The organism is Mesorhizobium sp. M1A.F.Ca.IN.020.03.2.1, assembly GCF_004023205.1.
In the GTDB taxonomy this organism is placed as follows: domain Bacteria; phylum Pseudomonadota; class Alphaproteobacteria; order Rhizobiales; family Rhizobiaceae; genus Mesorhizobium.
Window position 1 is genome coordinate 1 of the sequence record NZ_RZSV01000036.1, and the last position, 18338, is coordinate 18338.

The following is an 18338-nucleotide window of genomic DNA, read 5'->3' on the forward strand; positions in this document are numbered from 1 at the left end:
GGCGGGTGGAGATGGCGCCGCCGGCCCGCACCATCGCCGCCGGCTTCACCGAGGAGGTCGCCAAGGTCGGCGACGCGGTGACCGCGATCGGCCATCGCTCGCGCGAGGAGGCGGAAAAGCGCATGAAGGCGGTGCGCATCATCGTCGGCGGCAAGCGCTACGACGTCTATCCCGACCGCCTGCCGCCTGCCTAGATGGCGGAGTTTCTGGCCGGCATCGAGCAGCTTGCCTTGGTGCGGGGGCTGAAAGCCTCCTTCGTCGCTTATCCGATCGTCAACGCGCTGCACATCATGGCGGTCGGCGCGCTGCTCACCAGCGTCGGCCTCATGGATTTCAGCGTCCTTGGCGCCTTCCGCTCGCTGCCCCACGCGCCGTTCGTCGCGCTGCTGCGCCGCGTAGCCCTTGGGGCGTTTGGCGGCGCGATCATCACCGGGGCGCTGCTGTTTTCGGTAAAGGCGGGCACCTATGCGGCGATGCCGATCTTCCTTGCCAAGATAACGCTGATCCTGCTAGCGGGGGCCAATTTCCTCGCCTTCACGCGCTTGACCCGCACGAGCGGGGTGGCCGAGTCGGCCGGGGGCATCGCGGCCGTCCTGGCCGTGATTTCGCTCGGTCTGTGGACCTGCGTGCTTTTCGCCGGGCGATTCATAGGGTTTTTGTGAAGCAATTCCATGAAGAGCCGCTTGCTGCTCAGATGTCCGGCGCGCTGCCGACCTTCTTCTTCATCTCCAGCGCCCACGCGCGGCCTTCGTCGCCGCCCCACAGCAGCCAGGCGATGTAGCCGGCAGAGGGATTTTCCTCGTTGCCGTAGTTCTTGCCGCGCTTGTCGACCTCGTGGCGGGCGAAATAGTTGACCATGCGGCCGATGGTCGAGGGTGAAAGGTTCTTGCGGTTCTTCAGCTCCGTCGCCCTCGCGACGCCGATCTCGGTGCCGCCGCGGCCGAACTGCTTGCGCAGGCGCAGCCCCTTGGCGTTTTCGGCAACGATCTCAGGGCAGCGCAGGTCGATTTCGTCTGCGGACATGTCATTCATCGCAGATTTTTAGCCTACGGGCAGAATGCGGGGAAGCGGGGTTCCGGAGTTGCTAATCGGTGCCGGTACCAAAATGCGCTGAGATGAACGGGCACGAAGTCGCGCTCTACGGCGCCCCCCTCTGTCCTGCCGGACATCTCCCCCCCAAGTGGGGAGATCAGCCGTCGTCGCGGCTTTCGCCAATCGCCAACGGTGCAGGATCGGCGAGGCGGCGAAGCTGCCAATCCCCCCTCTGTCCTGCCGGACATCGGGGGGATTGGCAGCATCGCTCCAATATCTTGGCGAATTCCCGCAAGCTGGCTCTGTGGATGCGGCAGCCGCGAACTAAACTGCGCCTCTGTGAAAGCAAATTACCTAAACATTATGCCTTTAAATTGGTGATGTTCCTTACCCTGCCAAAGTTGCCCTTACCCAAAATACTCCTGCAACGGCCGAACCTCGAGGTTTCCCGCCCGCAGCGCCGCGATTGCTTCGGCCACGGCCGCAGCACCCGACAGCGTGGTGTAATACGGCACCTTCTGCATCAGCGTCGCGCGGCGGAGCGACTTCGAGTCCGACACGGCTTTCTGGCCGTCGGTGGTGTTGAAGACGATCTGGACCTGGCGATTGCGGATGGCGTCCTCGATGTGGGGGCGGCCTTCGAGTACCTTGTTGATCTTTTCCGCCGTCACGCCGTTCTCGGCGAGGAAGCGGGCGGTGCCGGAAGTGGCAAGCACCTTGAAGCCCTGCTCGGCGAGGCGTTTTACGGCGGGCAGAATCCCCTTCTTGTCTTCGTCGCGCACCGAGACGAACAGCGTGCCCGCGCGGGGGAGATCAACACCCGCCCCTAGCTGGCTCTTGGCGAAGGCCAGCGCAAAGTCGCGGTCGAGGCCCATCACCTCGCCGGTCGAGCGCATTTCCGGCCCGAGCAATATGTCGACGCCGGGGAAGCGGGCGAAGGGGAAGACGGCTTCCTTGACCGCGATATGGCCGGGATTGCGCGCGTCAGGCATGGCGCCGTAATGCGCGAAGGCGTTTTCCAGCGTCTCGCCGGCCATGATGCGGGCGGCGATTTTCGCAATGGGACGGCCGATGGTCTTGGCGACGAAGGGCACGGTGCGCGAGGCGCGGGGATTCACCTCAAGCACATAGACCGTGCCGTCCTTGATGGCGTATTGCACGTTCATCAGGCCGCCGACATTGAGCGCCCGGGCAAGTGCGGCGGTCTGGCGTTCCAGCTCGTCGACGAGCTCCGGCTGCAGCGAATATACCGGCAGCGAGCAGGCGCTGTCGCCCGAATGGATGCCGGCCTCCTCGATGTGCTCCAGGATGCCGGAGACGAAGGTCTCCTTGCCGTCGCAGAGGCAGTCGACATCGACCTCGGTGGCGCCGGTGAGATAAGTGTCGAACAAAAGCGGGTTCTTGCCGAGCAGCGTGTTGATCTGGCCGGTCTTGTCGGCCGGGTATTTCTGCTTGATGTCCTCCGGCACCAGGCCGGGCACGGTGTCGAGCAGATAGGTCTGCAGCATGCCTTCGTTGTAGATGATCTGCATGGCGCGGCCGCCGAGCACATAGGACGGGCGCACCACCAGCGGAAAGCCGAGCTCGGCAGCGACGAGGCGCGCCTGCTCGACCGAATAGGCAATGCCGTTCTTCGGCTGGGTGAGCCCGAGCTTGTGCAACAGCTTCTGAAAGCGGTCGCGGTCTTCGGCAAGATCGATCATGTCGGGCGAAGTGCCGAGGATCGGGATGCCGGCCTTCTCCAGCGCGTCGGCCAGCTTCAGCGGTGTCTGGCCGCCGAATTGGACGATGACGCCGACCAGTTCCCCGGAGGCCTGCTCGGCGCGCAGGATCTCCAGCACGTCCTCCGGCGTCAGCGGATCGAAATAGAGCCGGTCGGACGTGTCGTAGTCGGTCGACACGGTCTCCGGGTTGCAGTTGACCATGATCGCCTCGAAGCCGGCGTCGCGCAGCGCAAAGGCGGCATGGCAGCAGCAATAGTCGAACTCGATGCCCTGGCCGATGCGGTTCGGGCCGCCGCCGAGGATGACGACCTTCTTGCGCGACGAGACGCGCGCCTCGTTGGCGAGCTCGCCGGCGAAGGGCGTCTCATAGGTCGAATACATATAGGCGGTCGGCGAGGCGAACTCGGCGGCGCAGGTGTCGATGCGCTTATAGACCGGGTGAACGCCGAGTTTTTGCCTGGTCTTTTGAATCACTTCCGCGTCGGTCCTGGTCAGCGACGCCAGGCGTGCGTCGGAAAAGCCCATCGCCTTCAGCATGCGCAGGTTCGCCGCGTCCTGCGGCAGGCCGTGCTCGCGGATGCGCTCTTCCATGGCGATGATGCCGGCGATCTGCTCGAGGAACCACGGGTCGATCTTGCACATGGCGTGCACGTCTTCGAGCGAGGTGCCCATGCGGATCGCCTGCGCCACCATGCGCAGCCGATCGGGGGTCGGCGTGCCGAGCGCGGCGCGGATGGCGTTGCGGTCGTCGACGTGGTCTGCCGAGCCAAGGCCGGGGATCTCGATCTCGTCGAGGCCGGTGAGGCCGGTTTCCAGTCCGCGCAGCGCCTTCTGCAGCGATTCCTGGAAGCTGCGGCCGATGGCCATCACCTCGCCCACCGACTTCATGGCGGTGGTCAGCACCGGCTCGGCGCCCGGGAATTTCTCGAAGGCGAAGCGCGGGATCTTGGTCACCACATAGTCGATCGAGGGCTCGAACGAGGCCGGCGTCGCGCCGCCGGTGATGTCGTTCTCCAGCTCGTCCAGCGTGTAGCCGACGGCAAGCTTTGCCGCGACCTTGGCAATCGGGAAGCCGGTCGCCTTCGAGGCGAGCGCGGACGAGCGCGAGACGCGCGGGTTCATCTCGATGACTACGAGGCGGCCGTCGGCCGGATTGACGGCGAACTGGACGTTGGAGCCGCCCGTCTCGACGCCGATCTCGCGCAGCACCGCGATCGAGGCGTTGCGCATCATCTGATACTCTTTGTCGGTCAGGGTCAGGGCCGGCGCGACGGTGATGGAATCGCCGGTGTGCACGCCCATCGGGTCGAGGTTCTCGATCGAGCAGATGATGATGCAGTTGTCCGCCTTGTCGCGGACCACTTCCATCTCATACTCCTTCCAGCCGAGCACGCTCTCCTCGATCAGCACCTCCGTGGTGGGCGAGGCGTCGAGGCCGGACTGAACGATGTCGTAGAATTCGGCGCGGTTGTAGGCGATGCCGCCGCCGGTGCCGCCCATGGTGAAGGAGGGGCGGATAATCGCCGGCAGGCCGACATGGTCGAGCGCTTGCGCCGCGATCGCCATGGCGTGGCTGATATAGCGCTGCTTGCGGTCGCCTTCGCCGAGATTCCAGCGCGTCTCCAAAGCATCGAGCGCGGCATCGAGGTTTTCGGGGTTCTCGGCTTTGAGCGCGGCGCGCTCGGCCTCGTGGATCTTGCGGTCGGCGTCCTTGACTTCTGTGGCGTTGGCCAGCATCGAGCGCGGCGTCTCCAGCCCGATCTTGCTCATCGCCTGGCGGAACAGCGCGCGGTCCTCGGCCTTGTCGATGGCATGCGCATCGGCGCCGATCATCTCGACATTGTAGCGGTCGAGCACGCCCATGCGGCGCAGCGACAGCGCGGTGTTGAGCGCCGTCTGGCCGCCCATGGTGGGCAGCAGCGCGTCGGGGCGCTCCTTGGCGATGATCTTCGCCACCACTTCCGGCGTGATCGGTTCGATATAGGTGGCGTCTGCCAGCTCCGGATCGGTCATGATCGTGGCCGGGTTGGAGTTGACCAGGATGACGCGGAAACCCTCTTCCTTCAGCGCCTTGCAGGCCTGGGTGCCGGAATAGTCGAACTCGCATGCCTGGCCGATGACGATGGGGCCGGCCCCGATGATCAGGATCGACTTGATGTCGGTGCGTCTTGGCATGGTCTATGGATTCCGTTCGGCGAGCGGCTTGCACGAAAAACCGGGCGGGGAGGACCCGGCCGGTTGTGCTTGCGATTCTGGTATCAGGCTAGGAGGGCCTTATAGGGAAGAGTTTTGGCGGATGTAACCCCGAAAATGAGGGTTTGCGGGTTGGCGTGACGGAACAAACCAGGCGTCTCATTCCTTCGCGCCCCCCTCTGCCCTGCCGGGCATCTCCCCCACGAGGGGGGAGATTGGACGTCACGACTGCTTTCGCCAATTTTCGACGGTGAAGAAAAAGCGAGGCGCCAAAACAGCCGATCTCCCCCCCAAGTGGGCCCAAGTGGGGAGATGTCCGGCAGGACAGAGGGGGGCGCTGTCCCGCCGGCGTCTTCAGCCTATCGCTTCCCCAGGGCCAGCTGATCCGTGATCTCAAAGCGCTCCGAAACGCCGATGCGGATCATGTTCAGGCTGCCTTCGCGGGTGAAGCGGAATTCGTCGGAAGAGTCCGAGCCGGCCGGCTTGCCGTCATGGAAGTGGATGATGCGCGTGCCGCCGTCCGGCCAGGTCACGGTCACGACGCTGTCGCCGGCCTCATGTGCGACGCTGATCAGGCAGCGGGTCATCGGCTGGCCGATCCGGCGCGCGCAGGGGATGCCGTCGGCGGCGTCTGGGGCAGGGGTGTCGGACTCCGTGATCGCCGAGGCGGCGAAGGCGAGGGCGTAGGCATCCTGCATGGCGACGGCGCTGATATCGGCCGCGGATGGCGGATCGGCCGGCTCGCTGCGACCCAGGCGCGCGGCGATGTCCGGCTGCGGTTCTTCAGAGGGCTCGGGCGCGTTCGCTTCCTGTGGCGGGCCGGCGTCAGTTGCCGGCACGGCTGCATCCTCGGGCGCCGGGGCCGGGTTGTTGGGGCTGAGATAGCGGGCCGGCGCCCATCCGACGATATGCGCGTCCTGCGTGTCCTCGACCTTGCACCAGGGATAGTTATTGACGGTCTTGCAGCCGTAATTCTTCACGGCTGCGCCGTTGGGCAGGCGCGCCGCGACCTTTCCATCTGGTGAAGCGGTGGCGCGGATGTTGAGGAGATCGTCCGGCGCAAGGCCGCCGATGATTGAAATGATCGTGGCTGGCGCGTCCTGGGCCAAAGCCGGCACGGCGGCCAGCAGCAAAGGAGCGGCGATCAGCAATGTCGATCGGAGCGTGACTTTACGCTTCATCCTTAATGCACTGCAATCCTGGCGTTTCCGCTCAATCAGATTATGAGCTTCGCTCAATCATGGATATGAGCTTCGCTCAATCTTTATAAATCCGGTCCGCGGCGCGTGCGCCCATTCCAGTCGTCCGCTTGTTCGGCCTGCTTTGCGGCAGCTTCATGGTCGTAGGCGATGGCGATCGCCTCGGAGCGGCCGGGAGGCATCCATCCCGACGATGCCGTAGCGCGCATGCCGGCTGTCCTGCTCAGAGACATGCGCCGGCGGGAATGCGGATGAGCTCGCTGCGATGGCTATTGCCGCACAACGCGATCCGGCAGGCTGGAGGGCCAGCACGTGGCCATGGATATCGGCCAGAACGGCAATGCGCATCAGGCGTCGATCTCCGCATCGGCGGTGCCGACCGCTGGAAGCGCCTTGTCCTCGCCGGCGGCCGCGATCACGCTGTCGAGCAGGCCGGGGAAGCGCCTGTCGAGGTCGTCGCGGCGCAGGGTGATCAGCCGGCTGGTGCCGACCGCTTCGGTGCGCGTCACGCCAGCCTCGCGCAGCTTGGCGAGGTGGTAGCTGAGATTGGTCTTGGAGGCGAGGTCGAGGAACTTGCCGCAGTTCATCGGCACGCCTTCCTTGCTGGCGAGAAAGCGCACGATTGCCAGCCGGGTCGGGTCGCCGAGCACGGCAAGCACGATCGGCAGGCTGATCTGATCGGCGGTCGGATGAGGCAAGGTCATGGTTGAGAATTAAGCGCAAACGGCACCAACTTCAACGCGTCTCCGCTTCTTGCTTGGTTGCGCAGCTTCCCGGTTTCTACGCCGTCCTGACACAGAGCTGTCAGCAGGGTTCCGCTAATTTGCCCAAGTTCCGTTGACATCATGCCCCTTCATGTCCAATTGTTCAATAACTTTTGAACAAAGGACATATCCCATGGACAAGCGGATCTTCTGGCTTGCGCTCGGATCGTTTGCGATCTCGACCGAAGGCTTCGTCATCTCCAGCCTTCTTCCCGATATCGCCGCGGATGCCGGCATCTCCGTTCCGCTCGCCGGCTCGCTGATCACCGCCTTCGCGCTCGCCTATGCGATCGGCGCGCCGATCCTGGCGACGCTGACCGGCGAGTGGGACCGGCGGCGCGTCATCCTGTGGACGCTGGTGTTCTTCGTAATCGGCAATATCGTCGCGGCGCTAAGCTCGTCCTTCGAATTGCTGCTCATCGCACGCATCGTCATGGCGCTGTCGTCCGGCCTGTTCGCGGCAACCGCGCAAGGCACGGCCGTGGCGCTGGTCGACGACCATCACAGGGCCCGCGCCATCGCGGTCGTGGTCGGCGGCACCACGGTGGCGGTCGCGGTCGGCGCGCCGCTCGGCGCGCTGGTGGCGGCGATTGCCGGCTGGCGCGGCACCTTCTTCGCCATTGCCGGCCTCGGCGCGCTTGCCGGCGCGATCCTGTGGTGGCGGCTGCCGCGCGGTATTGTCGGCACCAGGCTGCCGCTCAAGGCGCGGCTGGCGGCGGCGGTCCGTCCCGGCGTTTTGCCGATCCTGGTCACGACCGTGCTGGCGCTGGTCGGCGCCTTCACCGTCTTTGCCTTCATCGCGCCTCTGGCGATCGAGGGCGGCGGGCTCAGCCCGCTGGCGCTTCCCGGCATGCTGCTCGCATTCGGCGTTGGCGCCGTTATCGGCAACATCGCCGGCGGCCAGGCGGCCGACCGTTTCGGCGCGGCGCGCACGGTTTGCTGGTCGCTGGGGCTGAGCGCGGCGATGCTCGTCACCTTGTCGCTGATCTCGACCTTCCTGCCGCATTCGATCGCCGGGCCGGCGCTGATGGGCATGATGGTGCCGTGGGGCATCGTCGGCTGGGCCTTCCCGCCGGCGCAGGCGAGCCGGATCATCAAAATAGCGCCCGATGCCGCCCCGATCGTGCTCTCGCTCAACGCCTCGGCGCTCTATTTCGGCGTCGCCCTTGGCGCGGTGGTCGGCGGTGCGGTGCTGCGCTTCGGCGCGCCGGCCGATCTCGGTCTGGTCGCGGCGGTATTCCCGATCGTCGGGCTGGGTGTGGTGCTCGCGGGTCGCGCACTCACTCGCCCGATCGCCATGCCGGCGGAATAGAGTTCGCGAACTGAAGACTTGCCCGCCTCAGGCTGGCCGCCACATCTGCAGGATGGAGGCGGCCAGAAGCAGGCCAAGCACGATGTTGAGCGCGCGCCATTGCCGCTCGGTTCGGAGCAAACGTGCCAGCAGCGTGCCGGCTACGCACCAGAGCGACAGCGAGACGGCCGCGGCAAGGCCGAACACGGCGCCGAGCAGCAATGCCAACTGCAAGGGGCCGTCGGCAAGCGCCGCGAAGGAAGCGGCCGCACCCAGGCCCATTGCCCAACCCTTGGGATTCATCCACTGAATCCCGGCGCCGCCGAAGAAGCTGTTCGGCCTAGCCATGCTCACGTCGAGCTTGGGCGGGCCGCTGCGGCCGATCCTGATCGCCAGCCAGATCAGATAGAGCGAGCCGGCGATCTTCATCGCAAGCTGGAGCGAGGGGACGGCGGCGATCAGCCCGGCCAGGCCGGCAGCACCCGCCGCCGCTACCGACGCCAGTCCCGCGGCGCTGCCGGCCATCAGCGGCACCGATCGGCGAAAGCCGAACTGCGCCCCGGATGCCGTCGACAGCGTCGTGGCGATGCCGGGCGTCGAGGTCGAGATCAACGCGAACAGGACAAGGGGGATGATGGTTTCGGACATCCAAAGCCTCCACGGTGGAAGGAGCCTGCATGTTAGGCGCTGGGCGCTATCAGTAAATGCAATGTTTGATATAGTCTGCATTAGTGATTATAATGCAGCGATGTTCCGCGATCTCGACACCACACTTGTCCGCACCTTCGTGACGACGGCCGACAAAGCCAGCATGACGGCCGCGGCCAACGCCCTCAATCTGACCCAGGGCGCCGTCAGCCAGCAGATCAAGCGGCTGGAGGAGATCCTTGGCCGGACGTTGTTCGAGCGCGACCGCCGCGGCTTGAGACTGACGCGTTCGGGCGAACGGCTGCTCGACAAGGGCCGGCGTCTCTTGCGGCTCAATGACGAGATCCTGGCGGAGATAAGCGGCAAGGCGGTCGCCGGCGGGGTGCGGATCGGCGTGCCCTACGATCTTGTCGGCACATTGCTGCAACCTGTTTTGAAAACCTACGCTGAAGCCTATCCGCAGGTGGACATTTCGCTGGTCTGCGCCTCTTCGCCGGAACTCGCGGCGGCGCTGGCGGCAGGGACGATCGACCTTGCCGTCATCGAGGAGCGGGCCGGTCCGACGGCCGGCGAGTGCCTGGTGGTCGACCGGCTGGTCTGGGTCGGTGCCAGAGGCGGTTCGGCGCGCCTGAAGCGGCCTTTGCCGGTCTCCATGGTCGCGGATAGCTGCGCCTTCCGTCCCGCGGTGCTGGCGGCGCTCGGCACGCACGGGCTCGATTGGCGCACCGTGTTCGAGAACGGCAACATCGACGCAACGATGGCAACGGTACGGTCGGACCTTGCGGTGACCACCTGGCTCGCCTCGACGGTTCCGGCCGACCTCGACATCCTGTCCGACGCCGACTTACCGGCGCTGCCGAATTTTTCCGTCAACCTGCACCTGCCGAAGCATGCAGTGACGCGGACGGCAGAGGCATTCGCCACTCATATCCGCGAGGGTCTGGTGCGGCATCGCCGGGCAGCGTGAGCGACACCTTTCGTTCCCCGCCCCCGCTTTGGGGGCGAGGAACTTGGCGCTACTTCCAGTTCTTGCGCCGTTCGAGCTCGGCTTCCGAAGGCTGCTCTGTCGCAAAAGATCCGGTCTTGACGTCGCCGCCACGTTCATAGGTCGCCATGATGACACCCGTGCTGGTGGTTTGCGACTTGATGAGCTTGAAGGCGGCGGGCATCGCGTCATCGCCGAACAGGCGCTTGCCCTTGCCCAGCAACAGCGGGAAGATCATCAACCGGATCTCGTCGATCAGCCCATTGGCGAGCAGGGTCTGGATCAGATTGCCCGAACCCTGGATGAGCAGATCGGGTCCGTCTTCCTGCTTGAGCTGTCTGAGCCTGGCAACGACATCTGGTCCAAGCGGCTGCGTGCTCTGCCAGGTCAGGCTATCCGGCCGATGCGTCGCGACATATTTGGTCGCCGGGTTGAAGGCATCTGCGATCGGATCTTTCTGATACGGCCAGTACGCGGCGAAGATGTCATAGGTTCTGCGACCGAGCAGCAGGGCGAAGGGCTTGGAGAACAATTCGTCCATTGCCTCGCCCGCCACCTCGTCAAAGTAATGGAAGGTCCAGCCGCCGAATTGAAAGCCGCCGACCGGGTCTTCTTCCGGGCCGCCCGGCGCCTGCATGATCCCGTCGAGGCTGACGAATGTGGCGGCGATGATCTTGCGCATCTGTCTTCTCCCTTTTCGTGATCCGTGCCGTCGCGGCCGGATTTCGGCCTAAGGACGGGCGACGAGCCTGCGTTCCGACACAGACTCCCGCAGATTTCTATCGTTCGCTGTCGGCGCGCATGGCGCGGGACGAAAACCAGACATCGCCGAACACGGCGGTGGCGGTTCGATCGGGCGCCTTGTCTTCGGTCAGCCAGATCGAGCGCGTGCGGCTGGCGCGTTCGCGGGTTGGCACTTTTGCGTCCGGGCCGGCGAGGGAGGCGACGACGCAAGGGATGAACCAGGAACCCATGAAGGGCCGGCAGGCGAACCCCGCCTGCATGCGGGTGACCAGCACGGCGAGGCCGATACGCTGCGCCGGCCGCCAGGGGAAGATCAGCCGGCCGCCGGGCCTGAGCGCCCTCAGCCACGCAGGGGGCGGGGCAATGACGGCAGCATTGACATAGATGATGTCGGAGGGCGGCAGCGGGCCGGCGACAGCGTCGCCGGCAACGACCTCGACATTGCCATAGGCCGCGAGGTTCACCTTGGCTTGCGCGGCGAGATCCGCTTCGATCTCGAAGGCGGTGACGCTGCCGCCGGGCTCGACCAGCCTTGCCAGCAGCGCGGTATAGTAGCCCGTACCGGCGCCGATATGGGTGACGGCTTCGCCGGGTTTCGGTTCGACCTTGCCGATCCACATGGCGTGCAGAATCGGTTCGCCGTTGTTGATGCCCTTGTCGGCATCGAGCACCACCAGCACGTTCTGGTAGATGTAGCTTGGATCCGCAGTCGGGGTTTTGAACGCTCCGTCGCCGGCAAAGACTGTCCAAGGTCCAGGGCCGAGAAAGGCCTCGCGCGGCACGGAGGCGAACGCCTCCTCGATGCGGGGATCGGCGGAGCGCGCATGCGCGGCCATCAGTTTGGCGTAGAATTTTCGGGCGTCGTCCGAAACGGTCATGCTTTCAGAAGATAGCGCGGCCGGCCGGGATGTCGCGGCTCGAACTCAGCCGGCAAAAGTGTCGAAGAGCAGCTTGAAGTTGAGCACCAGGATGATCGCCGCGACTACCCAGGCGAGTGCGGCGACGCCGCGCGAGATGACGAAACTGCCCATCTTCTTCTTATCCGAGACGAACTGCACCAGCGGCACAACGGCGAAGGGCAACTGCATCGACAGGATGACCTGGCTGAAGACCAGGAGCTGGGCCGTGCCCTTTTCGCCGTAGAGCGCGGTGACGATCACGACGGGGACGATGGCAAGGCCGCGCGTCAGCAGGCGGCGCGCCCATTGCGGAATGCGCAGACGCAGGAAGCCTTCCATCACGATCTGGCCGGCAAGCGTGGCGGTGACCGTCGAGTTGAGCCCGGAGGCGAGCAGCGCGACCGCGAACAGGATCGAGGCAATGCTCAAGCCCAACAGCGGCGACAGCAATTCGAAAGCCTGACCGATCTCGGCGACATCCTGGTGCCCGGTGCCGTGGAAGGCCACTGCCGCGACGATCAGGATGGACGCGTTGACAAACAGCGCCAGGATCAGCGCGATGGTCGAGTCCGTGGTCGCCCATTTGATGGCGTCGCGCTTGCCGGCATCGGTGCGCTCATAGGCGCGGGTCTGCACGATCGAGGAGTGCAGGTAGAGATTGTGCGGCATCACGGTGGCGCCGATGATGCCGATGGCGATGTAGAGCATCGTCGGGTTGGTGACGATCTGGGACGACGGCACAAACATCGAATGCAGGATTGTGCCTGCGGGCGGGGCGGCGACGAAGATCTGGATGGCGAAGCAGCCAAAGATGATGATCAGGAGCGCGACGACGAACGCCTCGAGATAACGGAAGCCCCTGTTCATGAGCAGCAGCACAAGGAAGGCGTCCAGCGCGGTGAGGACGGCGCCGCCGATCAGCGGGATGCCGAACAGGAGCTGCAGCGCAATCGCCGTGCCGATCACCTCGGCGAGGTCGCAGGCGATGATCGCCAGTTCGCAGGCGATCCAGAGCAGGAAATTTGCCGGACGCGGATAATAGGCGCGACAGGCCTGCGCGAGGTCGCGGCCGGTGGCGATGCCGAGGCGGGCGGCCAGTGCCTGCAACAGGATCGCCATCAGGTTCGACAGCATGATGATGAAAAGCAGCGTGTAGCCGAACTGGGCGCCGCCGGCGAGGTCTGTCGCCCAGTTGCCCGGGTCCATATAGCCGACCGAGACCATATAGCCGGGACCCATGAAGGCGAACAGGCGGCGGAACCAGAGACCGGTGTCGGGCACCCTGATCGAGGCATTGACCTCGCGCAGACTGGGCTGCTCAGTCTCATCGGAGCGGGCAAATTGCCACGAGGGACGGGACACTGCTTCTGACATCGGGGGGTCCGCTGGAAGGGTATCGAGGATCGCCACTATGTATGCTAAGGCTGAACATTATGCAACAGGCTATACTTCATTGTTCAAGCTCTTGTGATGCACGCCGATAGGGCGCCGCGTGCAGCAGCAAACGCCGGGTTGCGCCGACCCGGGAATGCAAATAAACGGCCAGGGCACCACGGTCCGTGCTATGAGTGCGGAGCCGATTCAGCCATGAAGGAGCGCGTATTGGCGCTGAGGAACAGACCAGTTCGACGCGAAAAGCCGCTTCCTGATGCCGAAATCCATTCGGAAGGGTTCCGTCAGACCCGCGAAGCGCGTCGCAGCGCGCTTGTCGAGGACTATGTCGAGCTGATCGCCGATCTGATCGAGGACGGAAACGAGGCCCGTCAGGTCGATATCGCGGCCAGGCTTGGCGTCGCGCAACCCACCGTGGCAAAAATGCTGACAAGGCTCTGCGCCGACGGGCTGGTGTCCAGGAAACCCTATCGCGGGGTGTTTCTCACGGACGCCGGTCGCAAGGTGGCGCAGGAGAGCCGCATCCGTCACGAGACTGTCGAAGCCTTCCTGCGCTCGCTCGGTGTCAGCGCCGAGACGGCACGGATCGATGCCGAGGGCATCGAGCACCATGTCAGCGCCGAGACGCTGGATGCATTTCGCAGGGCGATGACGACACGCTGAGCCCCGCCAGCGTTAAACTTCTGGACCGACGAGTCGCTGGAACCGCCGAACGGTACGCACGTTGCTCCTGACGTTGCGCGATGATCGCGTGGAACGGAGGAAGCGACGGGCGTTGAACAGGCACCGACCACGAAGGGCAAGCCAGCGGCCAAAGGGTTGAGACACGCGGCGGCTCGTGACGAGCGCAAGACCGAGGCCGAAACCGGCTCGAAGCAAAAGCTCTGATTTCATCCCATCTGGAGCCGGACGCGCGGTCTTTTGGTCAGCAAAAATGCTGTGACTCGGCGTGACCGTTGCGATAATTGTCTGAAGGGGGCGGTCATAGGCCGGACCTTCCAGAACATCTGCATTGCGAGGAAGTTGCCATGCTTTGGAGAGGCCGCCGTCAGAGCGACAATATCGAGGACGAGCGCAGCGACAGCGGCGGGTTCGGCGGTGACAGTCCGCGGCAGTTCCGCGTTCCGATCGGGGGGCGAGCGGGCGGCGGCGGCAGCATCATCTTCGTCATTCTGGTGGTTCTCGCCGGATGGTATTTCGGCTTCGATCCATCGCAGATCCTGGGTGAAGGTGGTGGCCTCGTGCCGGGCGGCGGCGGCCAGATTACCGAAGACAGCAGTTCGCCGGACAGCGGCGCGCCCGCCTCGGACGAGATGAAACAGTTCGTGGCGACCGTGCTCGCCGAGACCGAGGACACATGGAGCGGTATCTTCAAGGCCAATGGCCTTACCTACGAGGACCCAAAGCTGGTGCTGTTCAGCAGCCAGATCCGGTCGGCTTGCGGCTTTGCCTCTTCGGCGGCGGGACCGTTCTATTGCCCGGGCGATCACAAGGTCTATCTCGACATGACCTTCTTCCAGCAGCTCGACCAGCAGTTCGGCGCCTCGGGTGAATTCGCCCGCGCCTACGTGATCGCGCATGAGGTCGGCCATCACGTGCAGAACCTCACCGGCATCATGTCGAAATTCAACCAGATGCGGCAGGGCATGGGCGAGGCCGAGGCCAATCAGATGTCGGTCCGGGTCGAGCTTCAGGCCGACTGCTTCGCCGGTGTCTGGGCGCACTATACTGCGCAGAAGGGCATTCTGGAGCAGGGCGACATGGAAAGCGCGCTGAATGCCGCCAAGCAGATCGGCGACGACACGCTGCAGAAAAAAATGCAGGGCTATGTGGTTCCGGAAAGCTTCAACCACGGCACGTCGGCGCAGCGGCAGACCTGGCTGGCGCGCGGCTACAAGAGCGGCAAGCTTTCGGACTGCGATACATTCAACAATCCGGTCTGAACAGCGACGCAGGGCTGCGGCACCGCGGCGGGCTGCCGGGAACTGATGTCAGGATGAGGCAGTTGCGGTCGTTCGCTTATTGTTCCGGCCGGCTGGCTCGCCTATAAGAGCCTCCCGTCCAAGGCGGCCGAGGAGCTTGTCACCATGATCGACCCCAAGACCGCCAAGCGGGGCCTTGCGCTCGTTTTCACGACGCTGCTGCTCGACGTCATCGGCTTCGGCATCATCATGCCGGTGCTGCCGGCCTATCTGCAGGAGCTGACCGGCGCCGGCGTAAGCGAGGCGGCTATCGAGGGCGGCTGGCTGTTCTTCGTCTATGCGGCGATGCAGTTCTTCTTCGCGCCTGTCATCGGCGGCTTAAGCGACCGTTTCGGGCGGCGGCCGATCCTGCTTGCCTCGGTGCTCACCTTCTCCATCGATAATCTGATCTGCGCCATCGCCTGGTCCTATCCGATGCTGTTCATCGGACGCGTGCTCGCCGGCATTTCGGGCGCCAGCTATTCGACGACGTCGGCCTTCATCGCCGACATCTCGAACGACGAGAACAGGGCCAAGAATTTCGGCCTGCTCGGCATTGCCTTCGGCGTCGGCTTCGTCATCGGTCCGGTGCTCGGCGGACTGCTCGGCACATTCGGGCCGCGCGTGCCGTTCTATTTCGCAGCCGGGCTCGCCTTCGTGAACTTCCTCATCGCGATGTTCTTGCTGCCGGAGACGCTGGACGAGCAGCATCGTCGCCGCTTCGAATGGAAACGTGCCAATCCGGTTGGCACGCTGATCCAGATGCGCAACTATCCCGGCATAGGCTGGATCGGGCTGGTCTTCTTGCTGATGACGCTCGGCCACATGATGTATCCGGCGGTCTGGTCCTTCGTTTCAAGCTACCGTTATGGCTGGAATGAGCAGCAGATCGGCTTCTCGCTCGGCGCCTTCGGTCTATGCGGCGCGATCGTCATGGCGACGGTGCTGCCGCGTGTCATCCCGAAGCTCGGCGAGTGGAGGACCGCGGCGATCGGCCTGACCTTCACCGCGCTCAGCGCCTTTGGCTACGCGTTTGCGACGCAGGGCTGGATGATCTACGCGGTGATCGTCGCCGGCTGCCTGGAAGCGCTCGCCGACCCGCCATTGAGGAGCCTTGCGGCCGCCAAGGTGCCGCCTTCGGCGCAAGGCGAATTGCAGGGCGCGATGACCTCGATCTTCTGGATCACCTCGATCATCACGCCGCTGCTTTATACGGCGATCTTTTCCTGGTTCACCGGCCCAAGCGCGCCGGTTGAGTTCGGCGGCGCGCCCTATGTGCTCGGCGCGGTTTTCCTGACATTGGCGGTGATCGTCTTCGTGACGAAGGTCGCCAAGCCGACACCGAAGGAGGTCGAGCGCATGCACGCGCAGGAAGCGGTGACCGACGCGGCTTAAGGCGTGTTGATATTCAGGTGGTGCCGGCCTGTAAATGACTGTTTCCTGCGCTTCCAGTGCGCACGACCAAAAAATACGATCCGCTCCGGTTCTCTGAACCCGGCCAGTTTGGTCGCTTCGCGCCCGTCTTCGACTCCGGCCCGGCCTGGCCCGAATCTCAATACGCCTTGGAGTGGGTTGCGCTTTGAGCTAGGCGCCCTCGGCCAGGGCCGGCGCGCCGCGCCGCTCGCGAATGAGATTGACGAAGCGGCGGAAGAGATAGTGCGAATCCTGCGGCCCGGGCGAGGCCTCGGGATGGTGCTGGACCGAGAACACCGGCCGGCCGGTCAGCGCGATGCCGCAATTCGAGCCGTCGAACAGCGAGACGTGGGTTTCCTCGACGCCTTCGGGCAGCGAGTCGGCGTCGACGGCGAAGCCATGGTTCATCGAGACGATCTCGACCTTGCCGGTTGTGTGGTCCTTCACCGGATGGTTGGCGCCGTGATGGCCCTGATGCATCTTCTCGGTCTTGCCGCCGAGCGCCAGCGCCAGCATCTGGTGGCCGAGGCAGATGCCGAACACCGGGAGATCGCTTTTCAGCAGGTCCTGGATGACCGGCACGGCATATTTGCCCGTCGCTTCCGGGTCGCCGGGACCGTTGGACAGGAAGATGCCGTCCGGCTGCATGGCCAGGATCTCTTCCGCGCCGGTTTTTGCCGGCACGACGGTGACCTTGGCGCCGAGGCCCGCAAGCAGGCGCAGTATGTTTCGCTTGACGCCATAATCGATGGCCACGACATGCAGCGACGACTCGTCCTGCTCGCCGAAGCCTTTGTTCCAGGCCCAGGGCGTCTCGCGCCAGACCGAGGATTGGCCCGAGGTGACCTCCTTGGCGAGGTCCAGCCCGATAAGGCCCGACCAGGCGGCGGCGCGCGGCTTCAGGTCGTCGAGGTCGAAAACGCCATCCGGTGCATGGGCGATCACGGCGTTGGGCATGCCTTTCTCGCGGATCAGCACGGTGAGAGCGCGAGTGTCGATCCCCGAGAGCGCGATGATGCCGCGCCTCTTCAACCATTGGTCGAGATGCCCGGCCGCCCGGTAGTTGGAGGGGTCGGTGACATTGGCCTTGAAGATCGCGCCGACGGCACCCGCGCGGGCAGCTGGATGCAAATCCTCGATATCCTCGCTGTTGGTGCCGACATTGCCGATATGCGGGAAGGTGAAGGTGACGATCTGGCCGGCATAGGAGGGGTCGGTAAGGATCTCTTCGTAGCCGGTCAGGGCGGTGTTGAAGCAGACTTCGGCGACCGCCGATCCGGTGGCGCCGAGGCCGCGGCCTTCGATCACCGTGCCGTCGGCGAGCACGAGAAGGGCGGTCGGCTTTTCGGTGGCCCAGGGGGCGGTCGTGGCCATGGCGGCACTCCTAGAGGCTGTTCCGGATCATCCCGTTGGAGGGACGACCCGCGCAGCAAACGACGCGCGGCGGCGAATTCGCGAGCCTGCGCGCAACCAAAGTTTCAGTTCATGCGAGGCTCAGTACATAGGGGATGGCGGCAAAGCGGTCAATGACGCTTCCTCCGAGCGGAATGGATTTATTTCGCCGAGCAAAATCAACGGTTTGCCTGGATTTGCCTTGAGCGTCCGGCGAAGCTATTGTCCGCCGCGATCGAAGGAGAAGCATCATGCGCGAGAAAATCGCCGAATCCATGAAGAGCGCGATGAAGGCACAGGACAAGCATCGGCTGCCGACGCTCAGGCTGATCCAGGCCGCCATCCACGACCGCGACATCGCCAATCGCGGCGCGGGCAAGCCGGCGGCGAGCGAGGAAGAGATCCTGCAGATCCTCTCCAAGATGGTGAAGCAGCGCGAGGAATCGGCCAAAGCCTTCGAGGACGGCAGGCGGCCGGAACTGGCGGCGCAGGAGCGCGGCGAGATGGAGATCATCCGCGAGTTCCTGCCGGCACAGCTCGACGATGTGGCGATCACGGCGGCGGCGCGCGAGGCGATCGCGGCGACGGGTGCCGCCAGCCAGAAGGACATGGGCAAGGTGATCGGCGCCCTGAAGCAGAAATATGCCGGCCAGATGGATTTCGCCAAGGCGAGCGCCATCATCAAGGGGCTGCTCCAGTAG

The 18338-nt window shown here is 64.7% G+C and carries 17 protein-coding genes and 1 pseudogene; 8 read left to right on the forward strand and 10 right to left on the reverse strand.

The genetic code is table 11. The features are described 5' to 3' along the window. A pseudogene (locus tag EOA79_RS08500) lies at positions 1-194 on the forward strand (hypothetical protein); the annotation flags it as partial. After that, positions 195-662: a hypothetical protein gene (locus tag EOA79_RS08505; protein ID WP_095823224.1), complete on the forward strand. Its 468-nt coding sequence runs from the start codon at positions 195-197 to the stop codon at positions 660-662. It abuts the pseudogene before it with no gap. A gap of 28 nt (positions 663-690) precedes the next feature. Here EOA79_RS08505 and EOA79_RS08510 read toward each other — a convergent pair whose 3' ends face one another. From EOA79_RS08510 to EOA79_RS08530, 5 genes are all read right to left on the reverse strand, one after another. Continuing rightward, entirely contained in the window at positions 691-1032 is a 342-nt protein-coding gene (locus EOA79_RS08510) for a hypothetical protein (RefSeq protein ID WP_164748347.1), read from the reverse strand. A 407-nt stretch (positions 1033-1439) separates the two neighbouring features. Continuing rightward, positions 1440-4931, reverse strand: a complete 3492-nt coding sequence (gene carB / locus EOA79_RS08515) for a carbamoyl-phosphate synthase large subunit (protein WP_095801623.1) — start codon at positions 4929-4931, stop codon at positions 1440-1442. Between the two features lie 377 nt (positions 4932-5308). Then, complete coding sequence (locus EOA79_RS08520) at positions 5309-6082, reverse strand: SH3 domain-containing protein (protein WP_348631098.1); 774 nt, start codon at positions 6080-6082, stop codon at positions 5309-5311. A 131-nt stretch (positions 6083-6213) separates the two neighbouring features. Continuing rightward, positions 6214-6357 (reverse strand): hypothetical protein, encoded by a 144-nt coding sequence (locus EOA79_RS33475; protein ID WP_245322257.1) that lies wholly within the window; start codon positions 6355-6357, stop codon positions 6214-6216. 138 nt (positions 6358-6495) lie between these two features. Continuing rightward, a complete protein-coding gene (locus tag EOA79_RS08530) occupies positions 6496-6852 on the reverse strand; it encodes a helix-turn-helix transcriptional regulator (protein ID WP_067326737.1) in 357 nt (118 codons plus the stop codon). 193 nt (positions 6853-7045) lie between these two features. On the opposite strand from EOA79_RS08530, the gene EOA79_RS08535 reads away from it, so the two are divergent. Then, positions 7046-8224: an MFS transporter gene (locus tag EOA79_RS08535; RefSeq protein WP_095823223.1), complete on the forward strand. Its 1179-nt coding sequence runs from the start codon at positions 7046-7048 to the stop codon at positions 8222-8224. A 27-nt stretch (positions 8225-8251) separates the two neighbouring features. Here the strand turns inward: EOA79_RS08535 and EOA79_RS08540 are convergent, their stop codons facing one another. After that, positions 8252-8851 (reverse strand): LysE family translocator, encoded by a 600-nt coding sequence (locus EOA79_RS08540; RefSeq protein ID WP_066994945.1) that lies wholly within the window; start codon positions 8849-8851, stop codon positions 8252-8254. A 100-nt stretch (positions 8852-8951) separates the two neighbouring features. On the opposite strand from EOA79_RS08540, the gene EOA79_RS08545 reads away from it, so the two are divergent. After that, positions 8952-9818: a LysR substrate-binding domain-containing protein gene (locus EOA79_RS08545; protein WP_095801621.1), complete on the forward strand. Its 867-nt coding sequence runs from the start codon at positions 8952-8954 to the stop codon at positions 9816-9818. A gap of 49 nt (positions 9819-9867) precedes the next feature. On the opposite strand, the gene EOA79_RS08550 is transcribed toward EOA79_RS08545, so the two are convergent. From EOA79_RS08550 to EOA79_RS08560, 3 genes are all read right to left on the reverse strand, one after another. Then, positions 9868-10518 carry a dihydrofolate reductase family protein gene (locus EOA79_RS08550; RefSeq protein WP_095823222.1) on the reverse strand — a complete coding sequence of 217 codons (651 nt, stop codon included), beginning with the start codon at positions 10516-10518 and terminating at the stop codon, positions 9868-9870. A 97-nt stretch (positions 10519-10615) separates the two neighbouring features. Then, entirely contained in the window at positions 10616-11458 is an 843-nt protein-coding gene (locus EOA79_RS08555; protein ID WP_128292966.1) for a protein-L-isoaspartate O-methyltransferase, read from the reverse strand. 45 nt (positions 11459-11503) lie between these two features. After that, on the reverse strand, positions 11504-12853 hold the full coding sequence (locus tag EOA79_RS08560; protein ID WP_095823220.1) for an Nramp family divalent metal transporter: 1350 nt from the start codon (positions 12851-12853) through the stop codon (positions 11504-11506). 228 nt (positions 12854-13081) lie between these two features. Here EOA79_RS08560 and mntR point away from each other — a divergent pair, with 228 nt between their 5' ends. From mntR to EOA79_RS08575, 3 genes are all read left to right on the forward strand, one after another. Next, the gene (gene mntR / locus EOA79_RS08565) at positions 13082-13534 is read left to right on the forward strand and encodes a manganese-binding transcriptional regulator MntR (protein ID WP_066994948.1); all 453 of its coding nucleotides are present in this window, start codon (positions 13082-13084) and stop codon (positions 13532-13534) included. 365 nt (positions 13535-13899) lie between these two features. Then, a complete protein-coding gene (locus EOA79_RS08570; RefSeq protein WP_095801617.1) occupies positions 13900-14814 on the forward strand; it encodes a neutral zinc metallopeptidase in 915 nt (304 codons plus the stop codon). Positions 14815-14958: 144 nt separating this feature from the next. Continuing rightward, positions 14959-16227 carry a TCR/Tet family MFS transporter gene (locus EOA79_RS08575; RefSeq protein ID WP_127335062.1) on the forward strand — a complete coding sequence of 423 codons (1269 nt, stop codon included), beginning with the start codon at positions 14959-14961 and terminating at the stop codon, positions 16225-16227. Positions 16228-16416: 189 nt separating this feature from the next. Here the strand turns inward: EOA79_RS08575 and carA are convergent, their stop codons facing one another. Continuing rightward, a complete protein-coding gene (carA, locus tag EOA79_RS08580) occupies positions 16417-17619 on the reverse strand; it encodes a glutamine-hydrolyzing carbamoyl-phosphate synthase small subunit (RefSeq protein ID WP_127335061.1) in 1203 nt (400 codons plus the stop codon). Positions 17620-17888: 269 nt separating this feature from the next. On the opposite strand from carA, the gene EOA79_RS08585 reads away from it, so the two are divergent. Beyond that, the gene (locus EOA79_RS08585) at positions 17889-18338 is read left to right on the forward strand and encodes a GatB/YqeY domain-containing protein (RefSeq protein ID WP_067326768.1); all 450 of its coding nucleotides are present in this window, start codon (positions 17889-17891) and stop codon (positions 18336-18338) included.

What these genes read in the sequence shown, in the direction of transcription:
- EOA79_RS08505 (WP_095823224.1), top strand. Translation starts at nt 195, where the DNA reads ATGGCGGAGTTTCTGGCCGGCATCGAGCAGCTTGCCTTGGTGCGGGGG.
- EOA79_RS08545 (WP_095801621.1), top strand. Translation starts at nt 8,952, where the DNA reads ATGTTCCGCGATCTCGACACCACACTTGTCCGCACCTTCGTGACGACG.
- EOA79_RS08555 (WP_128292966.1), bottom strand. Translation starts at nt 11,458, where the DNA reads ATGACCGTTTCGGACGACGCCCGAAAATTCTACGCCAAACTGATGGCC.
- EOA79_RS08575 (WP_127335062.1), top strand. Translation starts at nt 14,959, where the DNA reads ATGATCGACCCCAAGACCGCCAAGCGGGGCCTTGCGCTCGTTTTCACG.
- EOA79_RS08570 (WP_095801617.1), top strand. Translation starts at nt 13,900, where the DNA reads ATGCTTTGGAGAGGCCGCCGTCAGAGCGACAATATCGAGGACGAGCGC.
- EOA79_RS08585 (WP_067326768.1), top strand. Translation starts at nt 17,889, where the DNA reads ATGCGCGAGAAAATCGCCGAATCCATGAAGAGCGCGATGAAGGCACAG.
- EOA79_RS08540 (WP_066994945.1), bottom strand. Translation starts at nt 8,851, where the DNA reads ATGTCCGAAACCATCATCCCCCTTGTCCTGTTCGCGTTGATCTCGACC.
- EOA79_RS08530 (WP_067326737.1), bottom strand. Translation starts at nt 6,852, where the DNA reads ATGACCTTGCCTCATCCGACCGCCGATCAGATCAGCCTGCCGATCGTG.
- EOA79_RS33475 (WP_245322257.1), bottom strand. Translation starts at nt 6,357, where the DNA reads ATGCGCGCTACGGCATCGTCGGGATGGATGCCTCCCGGCCGCTCCGAG.
- carA (WP_127335061.1), bottom strand. Translation starts at nt 17,619, where the DNA reads ATGGCCACGACCGCCCCCTGGGCCACCGAAAAGCCGACCGCCCTTCTC.
- EOA79_RS08510 (WP_164748347.1), bottom strand. Translation starts at nt 1,032, where the DNA reads ATGAATGACATGTCCGCAGACGAAATCGACCTGCGCTGCCCTGAGATC.
- EOA79_RS08535 (WP_095823223.1), top strand. Translation starts at nt 7,046, where the DNA reads ATGGACAAGCGGATCTTCTGGCTTGCGCTCGGATCGTTTGCGATCTCG.
- EOA79_RS08550 (WP_095823222.1), bottom strand. Translation starts at nt 10,518, where the DNA reads ATGCGCAAGATCATCGCCGCCACATTCGTCAGCCTCGACGGGATCATG.
- EOA79_RS08560 (WP_095823220.1), bottom strand. Translation starts at nt 12,853, where the DNA reads ATGTCAGAAGCAGTGTCCCGTCCCTCGTGGCAATTTGCCCGCTCCGAT.
- carB (WP_095801623.1), bottom strand. Translation starts at nt 4,931, where the DNA reads ATGCCAAGACGCACCGACATCAAGTCGATCCTGATCATCGGGGCCGGC.